This is a genomic window from Nocardia aurantia (assembly GCF_009604425.1).
GTDB classification, from domain to species: Bacteria; Actinomycetota; Actinomycetes; order Mycobacteriales; family Mycobacteriaceae; genus Nocardia; species Nocardia aurantia.
This window is the reverse complement of record NZ_WEGI01000006.1, coordinates 42,132-63,421: the sequence shown is the minus strand read 5'-3', so window position 1 is coordinate 63,421 and position 21,290 is coordinate 42,132. Positions and strand designations below refer to the sequence as shown.

At 67.5% G+C, this 21,290-nt stretch carries 19 protein-coding genes and 1 pseudogene; 8 read left to right on the top strand and 12 right to left on the bottom strand.

Annotated features, from left to right (window positions below):
- Positions 1 to 62 precede the first annotated feature (62 nt).
- Positions 63 to 833 (top strand): SDR family NAD(P)-dependent oxidoreductase, encoded by a 771-nt coding sequence (locus NRB56_RS14435; RefSeq protein ID WP_319943082.1) that lies wholly within the window; start codon positions 63 to 65, stop codon positions 831 to 833.
- Between the two features lie 32 nt (positions 834 to 865).
- On the opposite strand, the gene NRB56_RS14430 is transcribed toward NRB56_RS14435, so the two are convergent.
- The gene (locus tag NRB56_RS14430) at positions 866 to 1,501 is read right to left on the bottom strand and encodes a TetR/AcrR family transcriptional regulator (RefSeq protein ID WP_153342381.1); all 636 of its coding nucleotides are present in this window, start codon (positions 1,499 to 1,501) and stop codon (positions 866 to 868) included.
- A 128-nt stretch (positions 1,502 to 1,629) separates the two neighbouring features.
- On the opposite strand from NRB56_RS14430, the gene NRB56_RS14425 reads away from it, so the two are divergent.
- Entirely contained in the window at positions 1,630 to 2,193 is a 564-nt protein-coding gene (locus NRB56_RS14425) for a nuclear transport factor 2 family protein (RefSeq protein WP_153342379.1), read from the top strand.
- A gap of 239 nt (positions 2,194 to 2,432) precedes the next feature.
- Complete coding sequence (locus tag NRB56_RS14420) at positions 2,433 to 2,969, top strand: carboxymuconolactone decarboxylase family protein (RefSeq protein WP_153342377.1); 537 nt, start codon at positions 2,433 to 2,435, stop codon at positions 2,967 to 2,969.
- A gap of 330 nt (positions 2,970 to 3,299) precedes the next feature.
- Here the strand turns inward: NRB56_RS14420 and NRB56_RS14415 are convergent, their stop codons facing one another.
- Complete coding sequence (locus tag NRB56_RS14415) at positions 3,300 to 3,839, bottom strand: glycoside hydrolase family 108 protein (protein ID WP_153342375.1); 540 nt, start codon at positions 3,837 to 3,839, stop codon at positions 3,300 to 3,302.
- Between the two features lie 1,481 nt (positions 3,840 to 5,320).
- On the bottom strand, positions 5,321 to 5,695 hold the full coding sequence (locus NRB56_RS14410) for a winged helix-turn-helix transcriptional regulator (protein ID WP_153342373.1): 375 nt from the start codon (positions 5,693 to 5,695) through the stop codon (positions 5,321 to 5,323).
- Between the two features lie 102 nt (positions 5,696 to 5,797).
- On the opposite strand from NRB56_RS14410, the gene NRB56_RS14405 reads away from it, so the two are divergent.
- The gene (locus tag NRB56_RS14405; RefSeq protein ID WP_153342371.1) at positions 5,798 to 6,661 is read left to right on the top strand and encodes an NAD(P)H-binding protein; all 864 of its coding nucleotides are present in this window, start codon (positions 5,798 to 5,800) and stop codon (positions 6,659 to 6,661) included.
- A gap of 750 nt (positions 6,662 to 7,411) precedes the next feature.
- On the top strand, positions 7,412 to 7,840 hold the full coding sequence (locus NRB56_RS14400) for a DoxX family protein (RefSeq protein WP_153342369.1): 429 nt from the start codon (positions 7,412 to 7,414) through the stop codon (positions 7,838 to 7,840).
- A 477-nt stretch (positions 7,841 to 8,317) separates the two neighbouring features.
- Here the strand turns inward: NRB56_RS14400 and NRB56_RS14395 are convergent, their stop codons facing one another.
- Positions 8,318 to 9,490 carry an epoxide hydrolase family protein gene (locus NRB56_RS14395; RefSeq protein WP_319943081.1) on the bottom strand — a complete coding sequence of 391 codons (1,173 nt, stop codon included), beginning with the start codon at positions 9,488 to 9,490 and terminating at the stop codon, positions 8,318 to 8,320.
- 59 nt (positions 9,491 to 9,549) lie between these two features.
- Between NRB56_RS14395 and NRB56_RS14390 the strand changes: the two are divergent.
- Positions 9,550 to 9,939 (top strand): annotated as a pseudogene (locus tag NRB56_RS14390) (Tn3 family transposase); the annotation flags it as partial.
- Positions 9,940 to 10,488: 549 nt separating this feature from the next.
- Here the strand turns inward: NRB56_RS14390 and NRB56_RS14385 are convergent.
- From NRB56_RS14385 to NRB56_RS14350, 8 genes are all read right to left on the bottom strand, one after another.
- The gene (locus tag NRB56_RS14385) at positions 10,489 to 11,883 is read right to left on the bottom strand and encodes an alpha/beta hydrolase (RefSeq protein ID WP_153342365.1); all 1,395 of its coding nucleotides are present in this window, start codon (positions 11,881 to 11,883) and stop codon (positions 10,489 to 10,491) included.
- A 182-nt stretch (positions 11,884 to 12,065) separates the two neighbouring features.
- Entirely contained in the window at positions 12,066 to 12,902 is an 837-nt protein-coding gene (locus NRB56_RS14380) for a mycofactocin-coupled SDR family oxidoreductase (protein WP_153342363.1), read from the bottom strand.
- Positions 12,903 to 12,925: 23 nt separating this feature from the next.
- Positions 12,926 to 13,615 (bottom strand): SRPBCC family protein, encoded by a 690-nt coding sequence (locus NRB56_RS14375; protein ID WP_153342356.1) that lies wholly within the window; start codon positions 13,613 to 13,615, stop codon positions 12,926 to 12,928.
- Positions 13,612 to 14,139 carry a (2Fe-2S)-binding protein gene (locus NRB56_RS14370; RefSeq protein WP_153342354.1) on the bottom strand — a complete coding sequence of 176 codons (528 nt, stop codon included), beginning with the start codon at positions 14,137 to 14,139 and terminating at the stop codon, positions 13,612 to 13,614. Before NRB56_RS14370 ends, NRB56_RS14375 begins: the two co-directional genes overlap by 4 nt.
- Positions 14,132 to 15,007, bottom strand: a complete 876-nt coding sequence (locus NRB56_RS14365; protein ID WP_319943000.1) for an FAD binding domain-containing protein — start codon at positions 15,005 to 15,007, stop codon at positions 14,132 to 14,134. The genes NRB56_RS14370 and NRB56_RS14365 overlap by 8 nt, the downstream gene beginning before the upstream one ends.
- Positions 15,008 to 15,110: 103 nt before the next feature.
- Positions 15,111 to 17,408, bottom strand: coding sequence for a xanthine dehydrogenase family protein molybdopterin-binding subunit (locus tag NRB56_RS14360; RefSeq protein ID WP_406603482.1), 2,298 nt, complete (start codon positions 17,406 to 17,408; stop codon positions 15,111 to 15,113).
- Positions 17,409 to 17,583: 175 nt separating this feature from the next.
- Positions 17,584 to 18,867, bottom strand: coding sequence for a cytochrome P450 (locus NRB56_RS14355; RefSeq protein WP_153342350.1), 1,284 nt, complete (start codon positions 18,865 to 18,867; stop codon positions 17,584 to 17,586).
- 12 nt (positions 18,868 to 18,879) lie between these two features.
- Entirely contained in the window at positions 18,880 to 19,584 is a 705-nt protein-coding gene (locus tag NRB56_RS14350; protein WP_194290858.1) for a TetR/AcrR family transcriptional regulator, read from the bottom strand.
- A 160-nt stretch (positions 19,585 to 19,744) separates the two neighbouring features.
- Here NRB56_RS14350 and NRB56_RS14345 point away from each other — a divergent pair, with 160 nt between their 5' ends.
- Both NRB56_RS14345 and NRB56_RS14340 read left to right on the top strand, forming a co-directional pair.
- On the top strand, positions 19,745 to 19,942 hold the full coding sequence (locus NRB56_RS14345) for a ferredoxin (RefSeq protein ID WP_153342341.1): 198 nt from the start codon (positions 19,745 to 19,747) through the stop codon (positions 19,940 to 19,942).
- Positions 19,939 to 21,174: an NAD(P)/FAD-dependent oxidoreductase gene (locus NRB56_RS14340; protein WP_319942999.1), complete on the top strand. Its 1,236-nt coding sequence runs from the start codon at positions 19,939 to 19,941 to the stop codon at positions 21,172 to 21,174. The genes NRB56_RS14345 and NRB56_RS14340 overlap by 4 nt, the downstream gene beginning before the upstream one ends.
- Positions 21,175 to 21,290 lie beyond the last annotated feature (116 nt).

Below are 21,290 nucleotides of genomic sequence, written 5' to 3'. Positions count from 1 at the left end.
TTCGTATAGTCTCGCTCTCCGGGTTGTCCGGGGAGCCGGAACTTCATGAAGGAGCAGGCACGGTGAACGATCGGTTTTCCCTGGCGGGGCGCGTCGCCCTGATCACCGGTGGCGGTACCGGCATCGGCCGCGGTAGCGCGCTGGTCCTCGCCGAGCACGGCGCCGACGTCGTCCTCACCGGCCGCCGTCGCGAGCCGCTGGAGTCGACCGCGAAAGAGATTGCGGCACTGGGCCGCCGGTCGCTGGCGATCCCCGCGGACGTCACCGATCCTCAGGCGTGCCGGGGCCTGGTCGACCGCGTGACAGAAGAGTTCGGGCGTCTGGACATTCTGGTGAACTGCGCCGGTGGTGCCGAGACCAAACCGGTGAAGGCCTGGGCCGACGATGAGTTCGACCAGGTGATCGCATTGAATTTCGGTGCGGTCTGGCATCTTTCGCGTGCGGCGTCGGTACCGATGCTGGCCCAGCGCAAGGGGGCGATCGTCAATATCTCCTCACGTGCGAGCCTGCTCGCGATGCCGCAGGCCGCCCCCTACGGCGCGGCGAAGGCGGCGGTGAACAATCTGACCGGTTCGATGGCCGCCGCCTGGACGCGTAAAGGCATCCGGGTCAATGGCATCGCCGTCGGCGCCGTGCGCGCCGCGACCCTGCTCGACGACCTCGCCCGCTACGACATCGACCCCGACACCCTCGGCGCCACCAACGCTTCCGGCCGCCTGGGCGAGCCCGACGAGATCGGGTACGGCGTCCTGTTTTTCGCCTCCGACGCGTCGAGTTTCTGCTCCGGCCAGACCCTGTCCATCCACGGCGGACCCGGACCGGCCGGCGTGTGACAAGTTCCCGCGCGGCGGCGATGAGTTTCCGGTCAGTCGTCGACGCGCCGCGACCGGCTCCGGCGGCGTTCGGACGGTCCGGAGGAGTCGATGCTGTTCAGATAGTGCTCGAACGCGTCCACCAACTCTTGATGCGCGGTGCGCACCCCGATCCCTTCCTCCAGGGTGAGGAATTTCGGGATGCCGGTGATCAGCAGCAGCAGGCCGCCCGGGGTCAGCTGGCTGCCGAGAATTCCGCCGTCGACCGCGCGCGAGGCCAGCGCCTCGAGTTGCAGCCGCCGGACCTGCTCGGTGACGTCGGCGATCTCGGCGCGCACCGATTTGCGATGATTGCCCAGCGCCATGAACTCGGTGGTCAGCGCGCTGGCCGACTCGTCCCAGGCGTACTCCCACAGCACCCGCAGCAGCCGATCCGGTGGTCCTTTCAGCGCCTCGGTCAGATGCGCGATGTTGCGTTCGGAATAGCGGCGGATCGCCGCCAGGAAGATCCCGTCCAGAGTCCGGAAATAATATTGGACCAGGCCCGCGGTGACGCCGGCTTTCGCCGCGATCGCCCGGAAGGTCACCGCCGCATACCCTTCGTCGAGCATCAGCCGCTCGACGCAGTCCAGCAGGAGATCCCGCGTCTTCGACGTCTCGGCGCCCATCCGCCGCGGCGACTCGGTCATACCCGCCTCTCTGCGTCCCCATCCACAACTACGTATTGTCACACCATCCCGGGGCTATACGATCGTATAGTATCCGACCTGCCGGACTCTCGACGTCCTACGGCACCGCGCAACCCTACGGAGAATTCATGACCACCGACACCGACATGGCCGCACTGCAGCGCGACGTCCAGTACCTGATGGACCGCACCCGGATCCTCGACTGCATCGCCAGCCACGCCCGCGGGTGCGACCGGCACGACGCCGACCTGATCACCGCCGCCTACCACGACGACGGCATCGACGAACACGGCGCCGCGATCAACCCCGGACCACGTTATGCCGCCTGGGCCAACGACACCCACGCCGCGACCTCACAGGTGCACACCCACAACATCACCACCCACACCTGCGAGATCGACGGCGACACCGCGCACGCCGAAAGCTACGTGCTGGTGGTCCTGCTCGGCCGCGACGGCCGCAGCGCACAGGTGATCACCGGCCGCTACATCGACCGCCTCGAACGCCGCGACGGCCACTGGCGCATCGCGGTACGGCGGTCGACGGTCGAGGCCATGTTCGCCGCCGACGCCTCCGTGCTGCAGTCGTCGTTCTTCAAGAAGGCCGGCTATTCGGTGGGCACCCGCGACCGCGACGACCTGTCCTACCAGCGGCCGCTGACAATGGAGACCCCCGCGCCAGCGCACTGGTGACCACGACGAGCCCTTTCTCGTGGGGGTAGCCCACGCGAGAGATTCGCCGCGCATCGGGGTATCGCACTGTCAAGAACTATGTTCTTATACATAGAACCAGTAACTGATCCAGGGAGAACCCGTCGGCGGTATCGAGATGCCTGCTCGGATCGGCATCGATGACGAACGGTGCATCGACTCGCGTCGGCCGGTACCGCGGCGGGTCCTCCCTCGTCACCACATGCGAAGAAGCTGCATCGATGCGGCTATCCCCTCTACCCGCAGAGGAATGGGACGACAACACGCGCGCCGCGTTCCGGGGGTTGCTTCCTCGCGATCGGCGCAATCCCGAAGGCGCCGGTACGGCGATGTCGACGTTGGCCCGGCACCCGGACCTCGCCGCGGCCTATATGCCGCTGGGCGTCCACCTGAATTTTCGATCCACACTGTCGGACCGGGTCCGGGAACTGATCATTCTCCGGGTCGCGCATCGCCGCCGCAGCGACTACATCTGGTCCCATCATCAGCGCAGCGCCACCGCGGTCGGGTTGTCCGACACGGAGATCGAGGCGATCCGCGGCGGATGCCTGCCCGATCTGTTCGACCAGGCGGTGCTCGATGCCGTCGACGAACTCGACGATTCCGCCGGGCTCACCGATCACACGTGGGCGGCGCTCAGCAACTACCTCGATGAACAACAGCGAATGGACCTCGTCTTCACCGCCGGCGGATACACCCTGCTGGCCGTGGCCTACAACACCTTCGGAATCGAGCCGGAAGTCGAGGCGCCCCGGTGACCGTCGGCGACCACATCCGCGGCATCGAGACCTGAACGAGCGTCTTTGTGCCCTGCGCATCGAGACCAGCCGTCCGGACGTCGGTCTGTCCGTCGAATCCGGTGGGAAGAACTCCCGCATCGACGCCGGCGCCGGCTCCGGATGCGCCGTGAGCGCGCTGCAATTCGGTCACCCGCGCGGTCAGTGCCAGGTGCAACCGGCGCTGCCGGGCCCGGTCCCGCTCGGTCTCCGGGGCGGTACTCACCGCCGAGATGATCGAGCGTGGTCGTGGTCCGGGAATGGGCGGCACCCCGGCGGAGTCCGCCGGGGTGCTCGTGTTCGGTGGTTTTGTCAGACGCGGTTGGCCATCCATCCGAAGACGAATGCCTCGTTCTGCTCCCGGTTCTCGGCGAGCTCGATGTAGCGGGCGCCCTGCAAGCTGTTGAGCGATTTCAGCAGGACCGCTTCGCCGGGCTGTTTCCGTTTCATCATGAAGGTCTGGAGCGCGGAGACCGTTTTCGGGCCGATCGCCCCGTCGATCCTTGTGTCCGGGTAGTCCGCCTGCTGCCGGTTGAATACGTTCAACGTCCGCTGCAGGAACTTGGCGGCTGTGCCGTTGCCCATGTTGACGGCGGTGTCGAACAGCTCGATCGCCACCGATGTCGATATCTTGGCGATCTCGTCCAGGCGCAGCGGGTTCCAGTAGCGGCGCTGGTAGATGTCCTTGGCGGTCTCCAGCGGCAGGTCCGCCATCGCGCCGGTGTACCCGTTCTCCTGGGCCACCGCCTCGGTGATCCCGTAGTTGGTCGCGCCGCCGCGGCCGGCGGAGTGGTTGGAGTAGCCACCCTCGTGGGCCACCGTGTTCTCGAATGCCTCGTCGAACGCCGTCATCGCCGTACTCCTCTCGACAAGCTCGTGAGTAGTGCTGGACCGTTCAGGACACTGCCGGGTGCAGATCGGGCAGGGAACCGAGCCCACGTGGCCGCCTCGAGGACCGGCGATCCGTCGCAGGACATCTCTGCCCGCCGCGGACGATACCGGGCCGAGCACTTCCGGAGAGGGACCCGCGAGACCAGCGCCTCAGTGTGGACGGCGTTGCCACGTGGGACCTCGGCCGTCGGGTGGCGTCGGGCTTTCGCGGATCAGTCCTCGGATCGCCGAATGCTTTCGCCGGGTTGTAGGGCTGGCGGGTGCAGGCAGTGGTGGAGCTGGCCGAGCACCTTGTTGAACAGGTGGCGGACCGCGGTCGCGAGTTGACGTCACTCCGATAGCGCATCGAGATCGGGATGCAGAGGGGCGGAACGCTCGCCGATCACAATCGGGGCCTGCCCCCGGTCTTCGACCGAGAACAGGCCCCAGTGTTCAGTTCAAGAACATCGGTCGAATCCATCTGCGCGGCCATTCATTACACCACCGCCGGGATGGGTTTCCAGTGTCAGTCGGCACCGCACTGGCACGAACCGCCTTGCTGGCAACCGCATGAGCAACCCGGTCCGCACTGGCATTCGCCGCGGTGGGAGGACAGGACACGATGCTTGCGTGGGGTGTGAATCATGTCAATCCTTTCTCTGCAATGGGTCCCGACCAGCGCGGCCGGGACCCAATCCTCCCACATATGCGTGATATCTAATGCGAATAGCGCAGGTTGGACGGGTCGGCCTCATCCCGCTGGTAAGACCTGCACCTAAAACGGGGATAGCCTCTGCGGTGGCTTCGCAAAAGTCCGATAATCGGCAGAAGTGACTACCCCAACGGATTTCGGCGTTCCGGGCCGGAGGCGGGTGTGGCAGGATTTCGGCCGACGCCGCCGGGGACGCCACGTCGGCCCGGTCCGGAGGTTGCTGGGCGGATACCAGACGCCGCGCCGCACCGGGACTCCGAGAGCGCGAATGTTCACCGGAAGGTTCTCGTCCTCAACGATATCCGGCGTGATGCGGCGCACCGGGCGTAACTCCGCGCCGTCGGGGACCAGATCGGCCACCATAGCCAGGCAGTCCTGCTCGCCGTAGCCGGTCACACCGCTGTACGAGCCGGTTCGCGGTCTCGACCGAATTCGGTCCAGAACCGCCGCACCACGGGCATATTCGTCCTCTTCGTGATCACCGAACGCTTGCACGGTAGCAACGTCCGTTCGACGCCCACCACTCGATTATCGGTATGAGCGGATGCCTTGAGGCGCAACAAAGTTCGCGCGATCAGCGGTATTGCGGATCCCGGCCGACCGGCGAGCCGGCGGGCTGTTCGTGGTGCGAGGTCGGGGCGGTCGAGCACATCGCCGTTCGCACGCCCACCACTCGTTTGCATCGGTTCTCGTTTATCGGTGAAGAACCGGAAGCAGGAGGCGGATCAGTTCCGGTGGGCCGAGTCTCGGTTCAACGCTGACCGTTGATGATGTCGTCGGCGTTCCGGTACGCCCACGTGGCAAGGGGAACCAGCAACGCACTGACTTCATAGCCACGGCCGGTCAGGCTGTAATCCACCCGAGGCGGGATCGTCGCCTGAGCACTGCGGTTGACCAACCCATCACGCTCGAGGGTCTTCAAGGTCTGCGCCAGCATCTTCTCGCTGACCCCATCGGCCCGCCGACGAAGATCACCCCAGCGTTGCTCACCCTCGGACAGAGCGATCAGGACCAGCACACCCCATTTACTGGTCACATGTTCGAGCACCATCCGACTGGGACAACCCGCCGGAAAGATGTCGGGCAAACCCGCGGGAACACCCGCCACCTCATTACTTACCTTCATGCCCGTACATTACTTCAAAGTGCGTACTATCCCCTAGGAATTAACTATCCGGGGACGCGGTTGCCGCCGAAGACAGAAGTCGGAAACCGTGGAAGGAACCCCATGAGCATCGTCATCACAGGCGCAACCGGCCAGCTCGGCCTGCACGTCCTTCAGGCCCTGCTGCAACGCCGTGTCCCGGCCGAGGAAATCGTGGCCACCGGCCGCTCCCTCGACAAGCTGGCAGACTTCGCCGCCCAGGGCGTCCAGGTCAAGACCATGGACTACGACGACCCGGCCGCCGTGACCGCCGCCCTCGCAGGTGCGACCAGGGTACTGTTGATCGCCGGCTCCGAGGTGGGCAAGGATCGGCCCGCACAGCATCGCACCGTGATCGAGGCCGCGAAGGCCGAGGGTGTCGAACTCCTCGCGTACACGAGCGCCGCGAATGTGGACATCAGCAAGACGATCTTGGCCAGAGACCACAAGTCCACCGAGGAAATCCTCGCCGATGCCGGGCTCCCCTACGCCCTGCTGCGCAACGGCTACTACTTCGAGAACTGGACCGACCAGATACCGGGAATCCTCGCGCAGGGTGTCCTGGTGGGCAGCGCCGGCACCGGCCGGGTCAACGCCGCTACCCGCGCTGATCTCGCCGAGGCAGCCGCAGCGGTACTTCTCGCCGACGACCAGGCGGGCAAGGTCTACGAGCTCGGTGGCGACGAGGCATTCACTGTCGCGGAACTTGCGGCGCAGATCAGCGCCGCCGCAGGCAAGACCATCGCCTACAAGGATCTCCCCGCCCCGGAGTACGTGGCCATGCTGGCCGGGGCCGGAGTGCCGGAAACCTTCGCCGAGATCCTCGCGGACTCCGATCTGGGCATCGCCCGCGGTGAACTCCTGGTCGACGGCGACGACCTGCGTACCCTCCTCGGACGACCCACCACCACACTGGCCCAAGCCGTACGCTCAGCAATCCCAGGCTAGGGCGTATCTCCGACAGCTGAGCGGTGACTCACGAGTCGGTGGCCTTCGGCTATGGTTCGGACGATGGTCTTGCGCACTTCGCTGTCGTTCTGCCTGTAGTCGAGGGTTCGTTCCTCGTCGTGGGTGGTGGTGCCGTCGGTGGCGACGCCGGCCATCGCGGGCAGCAGCCTATTCGAGGACAGTCCCTCATGGTCGCCGCCGGCCGGTCGGCGCCTTCCCCTGATACTCCCGCAACCACACATGGCCGTGAGTCGGACTCAGTTGTGCCGACCAGCCCGGTATCGCCGGAGAAGCCGGCTCCGTCGAACCCGGCTGTGCCCGAGAACTTTGCTGCGTCGAACTGGGTGGTGAAGGTTGCGTTGCCGAGCCCGGTGTCGCCGGAGAAGGCCGTGCGGCGGACAATGTCGAGGCCGGAGAAGGTCGCGAAGTCGAACGTGGTGCTACCGCGAAGCTCGCATGGTCGAACCGGGCCTCGCGGGCGAAAGCTGCACCGCCGAACCTGGCACCGCAGGAGAAACTCGCGCGATCGAACCAGGCGCCGCCCCGCTCGGACTATGTTCGTCGCGGTAAGGATCGGTTCGGATAACTACACAAATGCGGCAAAAGTAGGCAGCTAACCTGCGTGCACATCCTGTCCCGACAGCGCTCTGAAGATTCTCTCGACCGCGGCGATGAGTTTTCCGGACCGTCCCCGTCCATCCTGGTGAACGCGCCACCAACCCGGCGCGACCGACCCAGAAGGAACCAGAAATGACCACCGTCACCGCCACCGAGATCACCACCACCGTCCGCCCCGGCAAGGTCCGCAACCGCGTCCTGTGGACCCTGCAGATCGTGCTCGGTCTGTTCTTCGTTATCGCCTCCGGCGGCCCGAAGCTTGTCATCCCGCGGACCCTGGCGCACGACAACGCCTCTGCCTTCTCGATCCCGTTGGCGCTGCTGGTCTTCATCGGTCTCGCCGAGGTCGCGGGCGGGATCGGACTGATGGTGCCCCGCCTGACCGCGGCCGCCGCGATCGGCCTGGCGATCGTCACCTTCCTCGCCGCCGGCTTCAACGTCTTCCTGGCCGGTACCCCGGAATTGGCGCCCTTCCCGCTGGTGCTGACTGCGATCTTCGCCTGGATCGCCTACGAACGCCGGGCCTCGATCACCGCCGTGCGTGCGCTGATCACGCGATGACCCGCGCATAACGTCCGGCTACCGGCAGCACCCAGCCGCCGGTAGCCGCGTCGTGCGTTACGGGGACGGTCCGGTCGGGTTGGTCGGGCCGTCCCCCCGGAAGTCGCGGGGCGGGGCGTCCCCGGATCGGGCCGCCCCCGCGACCCTCCGAATCATGTGATGACAGTTGTTGTTTCGCGGCGGGCGGTTTGATGCCCCAGTCCGACGCGCGAGCCTGTGCCGTGCGCGGGCGAGTCCTCTTATCGCTCGTCCGGCACCGTCATGGGAGCCGATACAGGATGTTCAGCGCGGCAGTCGATCTCGCGCGCTGTTCGACCGATATGCGGCACGTGGGTGCGTCAGTTGGCGGTCGCCTGGTCTATGGCCTCGGCTTTGGTGTGGCACACGAGATGTTCGGCCTCGGCACAGCCGGTTGAGCAGCCGCTGCGCCGGTCGGCGCTACTCCGGCGTGGGCCGATCGAATGGCGAGCCAGGTCGTCATTCGCCTTCGGCTGCGGCGGAACTCGCGATTTCAGACGTGCGGCGTCCCGCCGCGGCGACGATGGCGGTAATCGTCGTGCGCAGGTCGCTGGCGAAGAGTTCGGGTCGTTCCCATGCGGCGAAGTGGCCGCCGTGGGCAGGTTCGCTCCAGTGCGCGATATTGGTGAATCGGCGGGCTGCCCAGCGGCGTGAGGGGCGCGGGACCTCTTGGGGGTAGACGCTGCAGCCGGTAGGCACGTCGATCGTGTCCTCGACAGCGGTGGTGAACCACCGGCTGACCTCGGCGATGCTCTCCCAGTACAACCGAATCGAGGAGGTGGCGGTGGCGGTGAGCCAGTAGAGAGTGACGTTGTCGAGGATCTGGTCGCGGGTCAGGCCGGGATCGTCGGTCCAGGTGTAGAGCTTTTCCGAGATCCATGCGGCAAGCGCGGCCGGGGAATCGGTCAGCCCGTATCCCAGTGTTTGCGGGCGGGTGCTGTGCACGGCCGAGTATCCGGATCCGGTGCGGGTGCGTTCGTCCAGGTCGGCGAGTGACGCTCGCTCGGCGCCGGTGAGGGTTGTGGTGTGGTCGGGCGGGGCGAGCGGCGGCACGAGGTGTAGGCCGATCAATCGGTGTGGTTGCTGGAGCGCGATTTTGGTGGAAATGCTGGTGCCCCAGTCGCTGCCGGCGGCGAGGAAACGTGGATATTCCAAACGGGTCATCAGTTCACACCAGGCGCGGGCTATGCGGCCGATGTCCCAGCCGGTGGCGGTGGGCTTACCGCTGAAGGCATATCCGGGCAGCGATGGAACCACGACATGGAACGCCGGCTCGCCATCGGGCGGATTGGTGAGCAGCGGAATCACGTTCTCGAATTCCAGGAAGGAACCGGGCCAGCCGTGGGTGAGCACCACCGGCGTGGCGTCTGGGTCGCGCGAGCGCACCTGCAGGAAGTGGATCGGCAGGCCGTCGATGGTGGTGCGGAATTGGGGGATCTGGTTGAGCCGTCGTTCGGCGGCACGCCAGTCGTATTCCTCCAGCCAGTAGCGGCACAGGCCGATCATGGTGTCCAGCGGAACGCCCTGGGACCAATGAGGAACCGGTTGCTGCTCGGGCCAGCGGGTTCGTGCCAGGCGCAGGCGCAGGTCGTCGAGTTCGGTTTGGGGGATGTCGATGTGAAACGCAGTGATGGTCTCGGACATTCGTGGTCTCCGTCTCGGCGGACCGCGCGTTCCGGTCGCGCGGTCACGAAGGGCTGCTGCGGCACTGCACCGACACCGAGATCGAAGCGAATTACGTTGATACGCATGGCGCGTCGATCGTCGGGTTCGCGTTCACCGAGCTGCTGGGGTTCAAGCTGCTGCCCCGGTTGAAGAATATCGGTTCGATCCGGTTGTACCGGCCCGACGGCACCACCGCATACGGTGAACTCGGGCCGGTACTGACCCGCCCGATCCGCTGGGAGTTGATCGCGCAGCAGTACGACCAGATGGTCAAATACCCCACCGCGCTGCGCTTGGGCACCGCCGAGAGCGAGTCGATCCTGCGGCGGTTCACCCGGGGCGGCCCGAACCCCCCCACCTACCAGGCCCTCGAAGAGCCGGGGCGAGCGGTGCGCACGATTTTCGCCTGCGACTATCGGGTGCCGCCGACCGGAGCCGCGGTCGAGGTGGCCGGGACCCGTGGCGTGGGTGGTGGTGTGCAGGAGCCAGCAACACCGGCAAGTTGCTGCGGGGGCGGCGATTTCCGCTCGAATACGTTCGTCGTGGTAAGGAAATGGTTCGGGTAACTACACAAATGCGGCAAAGGGATAAGCGGCCAACCTGCGGCTTTGCCATTCTGTGGGCCTAACGCTAATCAACCCGAACCGCCTGACCGTGGACGGTCCCGAACTTCGAATCAAACCGGTAGGTACGCGCCGCACGATTCGTTGATGGCCACCGCCACCTCCATCGGATACGCAGCGCAGGTTCGCGCCCTGGGCGGGGCTCCATAAGATGGGACCGGCGTCGACCAGCGGTTTTCGTGGGGGACACTGACGGTCGAAGCGAGATTTGGCCATCCCCGACCGGACTAGATGCACCATCGGGACTTGAACCCCGAACCCGCTGTTGTGGGTTCGGGCCTTTCTTTGCCCACGTCGTATCGAGAAAGGATTCGGGAGAAGCGATCCGGCGATCCGTCATGTCTATTTCGGCGGTGCGGTGGTGACGGTGGTGCGGTAGAAGTCGGAACCGGCTGCCGGGAACGGGGTGTCGGTGACGGCGTTCGCCGGGTGGCTGGATGGCTGTTCGCGCGGGGTGTACTGCTGCTCGGTGTTCGCCGGGCCGAGTTCGACCGTGAGGTGCAGGCGGCCGTCGTGATCTGAGGTGCTGTTCGTGATCGTGGGCCCTGTCGCGGAATTCTCGGTCAATTGATATCTGGTGTCGGGGCGATAGGCCGGACCGGTCACGACGTCGGCGGTGCCGCTGCCGACCACCGAGAATCCGGTGCCGGTGACTGTCAACGCGCTGAATTCGACAGCTGGACGGTGGGTGGTCACCGACCATCCGTACACCTGGTATTGCGGCCGGATCGAGGCGTAGGTGAAGGTGGTGGGCACCGGTGGTGGGCCGGCGAAGTAGCGCATCGCCCGCGGTAGCCAGTCGGCGAGGTCGTTGCGGAAATAGGACCAGGTGTGGTCCCCGCCGGGATACGCGACGAAGGTGTGCGGGATATGCAGCTCATCGAGCCGGTTGTGCAGGTTCGTCGTCTCCTCGTGGACCATTTTCTCCAGATTGTCGATCCCGGCGGGCTCGGGTTTGCCCTCTCCGGTGTAGAGGGAGACGTCGACGCCGGCCAGGTTCGTGGCGAGGTCCCAGCCGTTGTTGCCGCGCCAGCGGATTTCCTGGCTTCGCCGATCTCCCCACACCATCGGTGCGATCGGGACGACGATCGCCTGATTGGCAGTGGCGTTGAGATCGACGGCGCCGGAGAACGAGCCCGCGATGCCGAAGAGATCCGGATGTCGTGCCGCCAGCGAGATCGCTCCCGCCCCGCCCAGCGACGGTCCCGCGATACCGCGGCCGGCTCTGGTCGCCACAGTCCGGTACTGCTGGTCGATCCATGGGACGAGTTGCCCGGCGTAGAACGTTTCCCACAGTGGCGGACCGAAGGCGCCCTTGTTGAACCAATCGGTGTAATAGCCGAACGGGCCGCCGTCGGGCATGACGACGATGACCGGTTGCTGCTCGGTGATTTCGACGGCGTTCCCGGAGGTCGTCCATGCTGTCCGGTCCTCGGTGCCCCCGTGCAGTAGATACACCACCGGGTAACGGGTGTTGCCACTGTCGTATCCCGCGGGCAGCAGCACTCGTACCTTGACTTGCTGCGTCAAAGCCGTTGTGCGGAGTGTGATTTCGGACAGGCGCGGCGACAGCTGCTGCCGGGACGCGACGTCGATCGCCGGTGCGGATTCCGGCGCGGCCGAGGCCGGTGGCGTCGCCGGTTCGGGGCCGTGCTGGGCGGAGCATCCGCTGATCACGCTGAGGGCCAGAAGGATCGCGGCCGCGGCGCCACGTGCCGAGGGGCCGGTGGATGTCATTCGATTCTGCTTTCCTCGTGCCGGCCCATCACCTGGGCGGGTGGCACGCGTGGTTCTCGTGATCGCCGGGCACGGTCCCGCGGGCGGACGCCGGGTGCGGCCGGCCGTACCCGAGGCATCGACGGGAGGGGCCGGCGCCGCACCGCGGGACGGTGAGGTGGCGGAAGTTGCTGCTCGCTCTGTTATCGCAGCAGGTTGCCGGCGTCGATCGGGAGGGCGACGCCGGTGATGAAGCGGGATTCCTCGGAGGCGAGGAACGCGACGGCGTTGCTGATGTCCTCGGGTTCGACCCAGGGGGTGGGGAGGACGTGCATGGCCTGGGAGGCGGCGGCGAAGTCGTCGATGGTCGGGTTTTCCAGGTCCGGGCGGAACAGGCGGTAGTGGTGGTCGTTGAGCAGGAGGGGGGTGCCGACCTGGGTGGGGCACAGGGCGTTGACGCGGATGTTGTGCTCGCCGAGTTCCAGGGCGAGCGTGCGCATCAGGCCGATCATGCCGTGTTTGGCCGAGACGTAGTGGCCGATGTTGCGGGCGCCGCGCAGGCCACCGACGGAGCTGGTGAGGATGACCGATCCGCCGCGGCCGCCGGCGATCACGTGTCCGACGGAGACCCGGGCGGTGATCCAGACACCGGTGAGGTTGACGTCGAGCATGTCGCGCCAGGTCTTCTCGCTCATCTCGTGGGTGACCGCGCCCTCGCTGCCCATGCCGGCGTTGGCGACGACGATGTCGAGGCGGCCGAACTGGCGGACGCCCTCGTCGACGATGTTCTGCATGCCGTCGAAGTCGCGGACGTCGACGATTCCGGTGAGGATGCGGCCGCCGACGGCCTTGACCCGCGCCTCGGTTTCGGCGAGGTCGTCCGGGTTGGACATCTCGATGACGACGCCGTCGAGCTGTGTGCAGGCGTCGGTGGCGATGATCGCGGCGCCTTCCTGGGCGAGGCGGACCGCGTGGGTGCGGCCCTGGCCGCGGGCGGCGCCGGTGACGAAGGCAACTCTGCCTTCCAGTTTGCCGGTCATTGTTTCTCCTTTTCGGTGGTGGGTCAGCGGATTTCGTGGTTTTTGCGGGTGTGGCGGAGCAGGACGATCAGCAGTGCGGACCCGGCGACGGCGGCGGCGATGGTGATCGGCCGGCGCAGTCCGGTGCTGCCGAGCAGGTCGATCGGTTCGGCCGGTGGCCGGGCGGGCGCCCGCAGCGTGGTCGGCGTGGCCGGGGCGGTGGGTGCTGCCGCTGGAATCTCGGCGCCGGGTGTACCGGTGGAAGACACCGCCGGCGAGGTGGTCCGGGCGTCGCTGGTCAGTTCGCTGGCCAGGTTGGTGGCGAACTGCCCGAGCAGGGTGGCGGCGACCTCGGCGAGGGCGCCACGGCCGAATTGGGCTGGTTTGCCGGTGATGTTCAGGTCAGTGTCGACGAAAACATTTGTGGTGCCGTTGTTTTCGGCGAGCCGGAGGGTGATGGTGGCGTTGGCGGTGCCGTTGCCGCGGGCTTCGCGGCCGCCGCCTTCGAGGACCGCGATGCGGGTGGTGTCGTCGGCGGAGACGATGGTGATGGTGCCGGAGTAGCTCAGTCCGATGGGGCCGAGTTTCACTTTCATCCGGCCCTGGTAGCTGTCGCCGTCGCGGCCGGTGAGTGCGGCGCCGGGGACGCACGGGGTGATCCGTTCGAGGTCGAGCAGCACTTTCCAGGCGTCGGCGGCGGGGACGGGGATGGTGAACGTGTTCTCCAGTTTCATGCTGGGTCCTTCTGCGCCGTGGTGGCGGCTTCGATGCGGGATTCGCCGATGCTGCGCAGGGTTTCGGCGGCGGCGTGGACGGCGGCGATGATCCCCTGATAGCCGGTGCAGCGGCAGACGTTGCCGGACAGCGCTTCCCGGATCTCGCCGTCGGTCGGGTCGGGATTGTCGCGCAGTAGTTCGGTGGCGGTGACGACGAATCCCGGCGTGCAGAAGCCACATTGCAATCCGTGGTGATCGCGCAGCGCCGCCTGCACCGGGGACAGTTCCTCGTCGGGACCGGACATTGCTTCCACGGTGGTGACCTCCGCGCCGTCGGCCTGGACGGCGAACACCAGGCACGACCGGACGGCGGCGCCGTCGAGCAGGACCGTGCACGCCCCGCACACGCCGTGCTCGCAGCCGAGATGGGTGCCGGTCAGGGCACATCGGGTGCGCAGCCAGTCCGCCAGTGTCATTCGCGGTGGTATCCGGTCGTGCCGGGTCGTGCCGTTGACCTGGACGGTGATATCGATATCAGTCATCGGTGGCCTCCTCGACCGCGCGTTGCCAGGCGCGGGCGACCAGTACCGCGCCGAGTCGTTTCCGGTAGTTCGCCGAACCGTGCAGATCGGCCGGAACGGAGGTCAGCCTTGCGGTGGCGGCGCGGCCGACCTCCTCGGCGCTGACCTCGCGGACGTGGCTGCCGAGCACCTCGCGTTCGATATGGTGCGCTCGTTCGGGTCCGGGGCCGAGCCCGAACAGTCCGATGGCGCAGCGGTCGATGCGGCTGTCGGCGTCGAGCCCGACCGCGACGGTCGCGCCGGCCATCGCGAAATCGCCGCTGCGGCGGGCGAATTCCTCGATGGCGAAGCCGCGGCGGCCGTGCCACTCCGGAACCGTGATGCCGGTGAGCAGTTCGTCGGGTTCCAGTGCGGTGGCCCACATGCCGGTGAAGAAGTCGGCGGCGGCGACCGTCCGGGTTCCGCGTGGCGACAGCAGTTCGAACTCGGCGTCGAGAGTCAGTGCGACGGCGGGATATTCGGCGGCGGCGTCGGCGTGAGCGATCGAGCCGCCGAGGGTGCCGCGGTTGCGGATCTGGGCGTGCCCGATCAACGGTGTGGCGCGAGCCAGCAGGGGCGCGGACTGCCGGATCAGGTCGGACCGGCCGACGGCGGAATGGGTGGTGCCGGCGCCGATCCACACCGCCTGTTCCCGCTGGCGGATGCCGCGCAGTTCGTGCAGCCGGCGCAGGTCGACCAGGTGGTCGAACACTGTCAGCCGCAGGAGCATCATCGGCATCAGGCTCTGCCCACCGGCGATCGCTTTCGCCTCGTCGCCCCATTCGGCCAGCAGCTCGACCGCTTCCCCGGCGGTCGCCGGCGCGTGATATTCGAACGCGGCGGGTTTCACGACGCCTCCTCCGGGTTACGGCAGCCATCGAACGCCGGCCGTGCCCGCGAAGCGAGGCCGCCCGTGCGCGTCGGCACTGTATTGCCTTTGTGTGCAGTAACTTTCATGACGAAGTCGCCTTGTTCCGGGCGTTGTCGATCAGGTCGACGATCGCGGCGGGCGACAGGGGGAGCCGGCTGATCTCGACACCGAACGGTGCGAGGGCGTCCGCGACGGCGTTGATCACCGCGGGGGTGGCGCCGATGGCTCCGCCCTCGCCGACGCCCTTGTAGCCGCCGGGCCCGGGGCTGGGTGTCTCGATGTGACCGAGTTCGATGACCGGCGTCTCGGTGGTGGTGGGAAGCAGGTAGTCCATGAAGGTGGTGGTGACCGGGTTGCCGGTGTCGTCGTAAGCGAGGTGTTCGTAGAGTGCGCCGCCGATGCCCTGGACGGTGCCGCCGAACACCTGGCCCTCCACCACGTTCGGGTTGATCATGGGCCCGACGTCCTCGCTGACGATGTATCGCAACAGGGTCACCCGGCCGGTGTCGATGTCGACCTCGCAGGTGCACAGGTGAGTGGCGTTGGCCCAGATCATCGGCGCCGCAACCTGATGCCGCCCGCTGGCCTCCAATCCCGGTGTGACACCGGGGGGAAGCGAGCCGGGCTGGTAGTAGGCGATCTCCGCGATCTCCGCGAGGGTCAGTGCGGTGTCGGGCACGCCGGGTACCGTCGCGCGGCCGCCGGCGAATTCGACGTCCTCGACCGGGACGCCGAACCGGTGCGCGGCGATCGCCAGGATCCGGTCGCGCAGGATCTGCGCGGTCACCGCGACCGCCCCGGCGGTCATCGACCCGGACCGGCTGCCACCGGTACCACCGCCGAACGGGGTGACGGCGGTATCACCCTGAATGGTGTGCACCTGCGCGGCATCCACCCCGAGCGCGTCGGCGGTCAGTTGCACCACGGTGGTTTCGAGGCTGTTCCCACAGGATCCGCCGGAGACGTAGACGTTCACCGCGCCGGACGGCTCGATCCGGATCGTCGCGCCCTCGGTGCTGTGGAAGGGCGTGCCGCCGGTGGTGGGCTCGAGATAGGTGCAGGTGCCGACCCCGAGGTACCGGCCGGCGGTGCGGGCCCGCGCCTGCTCGCCGCGGAAGGCGTCGTAGTCCAGCATCGCCAGCGCCTGCTCGAAGGTCTCGTACGGGGTGATGTCGGCCAGGGGCATGCCGGAGGGATTGGTCATGGGGAGGTCTTCGCGGCGAATCATGTTGCGCCGCCGCAATTCCGCGGGATCGAGGCCGATCTGCCGCGCCGCGGTGTCGAGCAGGACTTCACGCGCGACCGATTCGAACTGCCACGGTCCCCGGTACGCCACCCGGCCGACGGTGTTGGAGAACACCAGTCGGGTGTCGAACGTCGCCGCCGGTACCCGGTACGGTCCGGGGAACAGCATGCCGACGACCGCGCCCGCCGTCATCGGGGACGATGCCGGATAGGCGCCGACATTCTGCACGTAGCGCAGGTCGGCGGCGAGGATCCGGCCGTCGGTGTCGAAAGCCATGCGCGCGTCGCCGTGTTCGTGGCGGGCCATGCCCGCCGACATCAGCGACTCCTGCCGGTCCTCGATCCATTTCAGCGCGCCGCCGAGCTTGCGGGCGGCCAGCATCACGCACATGTCCTCGCGTTGCGGGGCGACCTTCTGCCCGAAACCGCCACCGGTGTCGCGGGCGATGACCCGGACCCGATGTTCGGCGATCCCGAGCAGCCGGGCGCAGAACCCGCGCACTCCGTGCGGCGACTGGGTCGAGGCCCAGACCGTCATCTCCTGTTCCGCGGCAGCCCATTCCGCGATCAAGCCCCGCGTCTCCATCGGCACCGGCGCATACGCCTGCTGAAAGATCCGCTGCCGCACCACATGCGCCGCGGCATCGAAGATCGGCTGTAGGTCGGCGGCCGGGCGCCCGGACAGTTGCCCGGCGAGATTACCCGGATACCCCGCGTGCACCAGATGCTCGGAATCGGTTGCGGCGGTGTAGTCGACGACCGGCGGCAACGGTTCGTAGTCGACGAACACGAGTTCGCCGGCGTCCTCAGCGATATAGCGATCGTCGGCGACGATCAACACGACCGGGTCGCCGACGAACCGGACCTCGTCGTCGGCCAGCGGCGGTCGCGGCAGCGCCGGCCCGGGTGGATCCAGCGGCAGCCGCGCTTCGTGGACCTCACTGTTGAGGTCCGCGGCGGTGTACACCGCCCGGACGCCGGCCAGGGCCAGTGCACCGGTGGTGTCGATGCTGCGGATCCGGGCCCGCGGCAGCGGGCTGCGGACGAAATGGGCATGGCCCATGCCGGGCCGGACGATGTCGTCGACGTATCGGCCCGCGCCGGTCAGCAGGCGCGGATCCTCGATCCGAGACATCCTGGTGCCGACGAAACGTTCTGTTACAGTTGCGATTTCACTCATCACTTACCTGCCGTCGGTGCGCCGGAGGGCGGCACCGGCTCATCACCTGGGTCCGGCCGTGTGCTCCGAATTCGAATCGTTGGGCGGGACAGCCGGTTTCGACTGCCCGCCGGTATGCCTGTCGCGGGGTTCAGCCCCAGGCGACGGGCAGGGCGTGGACCCCGAAGATCACCATGTCGGTGCGCAGCGGAATCTCCGCCGCGGGAACGGCCAGTCGCAGATCCGGTAGCCGCTCGAACAACGCGGTGAGCCCGATGCGCAGTTCCACTCGGGCCAGCTGCTGACCCAGGCACTGATGGATGCCGTAGCCGAAGGCCAGGTGCGCGGTGCTGCGCGGGCGGGTCACGTCCAGCTGTGCCGGGTCCGGCCAGCGCCGCTCGTCACGATTGGCGTTCGGCAGCGAGCAGACCAGGGTGTCGCCGGCGGGAATCGTGACCCCGCCGAGGATCAGATCCTCCGACGCGATCCGGGTCGGACCCGTGTGCGGCACCGACAGGTACCGCAGCAGTTCCTCGACCGTCGCGTCGATCCGCGACGGATCCGCGCGCAGGGCCGCGAGCTGGTCCGGATTCTCCAGCAGCGCAAAGACACTCAGTGCGAGCATGTTGGCGGTGGTCTCGTGACCGGCGCCCAGGATCGCGGTCCCGATGTCGACCAGTTCGGTGTCGGTCAGCGGCGGGTCGGCGGCCAGCTCGCCGCTGATCAGGCCGGACAGCAGGTCCTCGCCGGGGTGACTCCGCTTGGCGACGACCAGATCCCGCATGAACTGCCGCAAGCCCAGGCCGGCGGCCATCGCCTGTTCCGGGGTGCTGTTGGTGTTGAGGGTGATGGCACTGCGTTCCTGGAATTCGGCGCGGTCGGCGTAAGGGACCCCGAGCAATTCGCAGATCACCAGCGACGGCAACGGCAGCGCGAAGTCGGTGACGAGATCGGCGGTGGTGCCCGCGGCCTGCATGGCGTCGAGGAGTTCGGTGGTGATCTCGCGGACCCGCGCGTCCAGGGCCCGCATCCGCTTGACGGTGAACTGGCTGGTCAGCACTTTGCGCAGCCGGTCGTGCTCCGGCGGATCCATGAACAGGAACATGCCGTCGGTACGTTCCAGGTCCAGCTGGGCGCGACGGCCGCCGGCGGCGACCTGCTCCGGGGTCAGATGCATCGCGCTGGTGCGGCGCACCAGGTCGACACTGAACCGGTCATCGCCGAGTACCTGATGCACCTCGTCGTACCCGGTGATCAGCCAGATGTGAGCGCCGTTGAGCAGCCGCACCCGAGCGACCGGACCCTGCTCCCGCTGTAGTTCGCCGCGCCCGGCGGGCGGGTCGAACGGGCATCCGGATCGCTCGACGATCTCCGGTGGCAGTGGCCGCCGTGCGGTGTTGTATCCGACCGGAGCCTTCTGACCGGTAGCACTCATGGGCTGTTCCCTTCATCGATGATGTTTTCGCGGTGCGGGTTTCGGCGGCCGGCGGGGGGCGACCAGCAGTCCGGTGATCGCGTCGGTGAGTGCCTCGCCGACCATGTCCCAGTCGCCGGGCTCGCCCGCGGTCGCGGCGAGGCGCTCGTGGTCGGCGCAGGTGTGGATGACCACGGTCCGCATCGCCTGGCGGCGCAACGCGAACTCCGCCGGTGGCAGATCGGGCGAACCACGCCAGAACGCGGCGGCGCCTTCCTGATATATCGGGATCCGCGGAAACCCCAGGGACCGCAGTTCTTCCCCGAAGGCCGGGTCGACAGCGACCTGAGCGTTGAACCGGGCGAACCAGCTGGGGGCGCCCAGACCGGCCAGGTGTTCGGTATACGGCAGCACCAGGCTGGCCACGTGGTCACGCGGGTCATCGGAGTCGCGCACCTGCGTCACGCGCTCCTCCGTCCGGCGGAGGATGGGTTCGATGTGAGTCCGGATGATCTCCCGGATCAGGTCGTCACGGGTGCCCACGTGGTACTTGACGGCCGAATTGTTGCCCTGCCCAGCGGCTTCCACAAGCTGCCGCATGGATACCTGGGACAGGCCCCGTTCGGCGAACAGTCGCTCCGCGGTACGGAGCAGCAGCCGGCGGGTGGCCTCGCGCTGTTCCTTGCGGGACACGGGCCGGTCGGGGGAAGACGATGAGTCGGGCGAGGTACTGGACATGGGGAACATCTTGTCGGGTTCGGCGTCCGGCACCCCGCCACCTCCTCGCAATTTTATAAGTCAGATGTCTGTCTTGTGATGTACGGTACTCGTAAGGCGCACGTCTTGCCAATGGTTTCGGTGGACGAAGCTGCGTCCGATTCGAACGAGGAGATTCCAGATGAAGGTGAGTGTCGACGTCCCCAAGTGCATCGCGTCCGGGCAGTGTGTGCTGCTGGCGCCGGAGGTCTTCGATCAGCGCGACGAGGACGGCATGGTGGTTCTGCTGACCGACAGTCCTGCACCGGAACTGCACGACGGCGTGCGCGACTCGGCCATCGCCTGCCCCGCCGCCGCAATCCACTTGGCGGAGTTGTGAATCGGATCGTCATCGTCGGCGCTTCCGCGGCCGGCCTGGCCACCGCGGAGGCGCTGCGGCGCGGTGGCTACGCCGGAGTGCTGACCGTGATCGGCGACGAGCCGCACCTGCCCTACGATCGCCCGCCCTTGTCGAAGCAGTGCCTGCTCGGCGACTGGGACCTCGAACGATTGTTGCTGCGGCAGCGGCACGAGCTGGACGCGCTCGACCTGGACCTGCGATTGGGCACACCGGCGACGGGGCTACTTCCGCGCAATCACCTGGTGCTGATGGCCGACGGCACGACGGTGCCCTACGACCGCTTGGTGATCGCGACCGGAGTCCGGCCGCGACGGCTTCCGGGAACCGAGGGACCAGCTGGTGTGCACACGATGCGCACCTTCGAGGACGTGACCGCGCTGCGGGCCGGATTGAAGCCGGGGCGGCGACTGGTGATCATCGGCGCGGGTTTCCTCGGCGCCGAGATCGCCGCCGCCGCAGTAGGACTCGGATGTTCGGTGACGATGCTGGAGTCCGCGACGCTGCCACTGGCGCACGCGGTCGGCGAGGAGGTCGGGCAATTCCTCGCCCGCTGCCATCGCGCGCGTGGTGTCGACCTCCGCACGGGGGTGGCGGTCGCTTCGGTCACCGCCGCCGACGGCCGCGTGACCGGTGTGGCACTGACGGACGGCACCGTCGTGCCCGCCGACGAGGTACTGATCGCGATCGGTTCGATACCGAACACCGAATGGCTGGCCGGCAGCGGGCTCGAACTCGCCGACGGGGTGGAGTGCGACGAATACAGTGCCACGGCTTCGGACGTGTACGCCGTCGGCGACGTCGCCCGCTGGCACAACCCGTTGTTCGGCACGGCGATGCGCATCGAGCACCGCACCAACGCCGCCGAGCACGGCCTGGCCGTCGCCCACAACCTGCTGCACCCGGACAAGCGCAGGACGTTCGCGCCGACACCGTATTTCTGGTCCGACCAGTACGGCATGAAGATCCAGGCGTACGGGTACCTGCGCGACCACGACGAAGCCGCCGTCCTCGAGGGCGGCCTCGACGAAGGCAGGTTCCTGATCGCCTACCGCACGGGCGACCGGCTGGCCGGAGTGCTCGCAGTCGGAATGCCGCCGAAGACGCTGCGCGCCTGGCGGTCCCTGATCCGCGACACGACCTCATGGGCCGACGTCGTCGACGACCAGTTGTGCCGCAGTGCGCCGGCCGGTACCCGCCGTCCGATTCGCTGATGCCGGTGGACAGTGGTGACCGCTGCCACCTGCATGTATGTGCTGGTCCGGGCCGGTACGCCCGCCGGGGCTGCATGAGGATGGCACTGGGGGTGGCCGAGGATTCTTGTTGGACA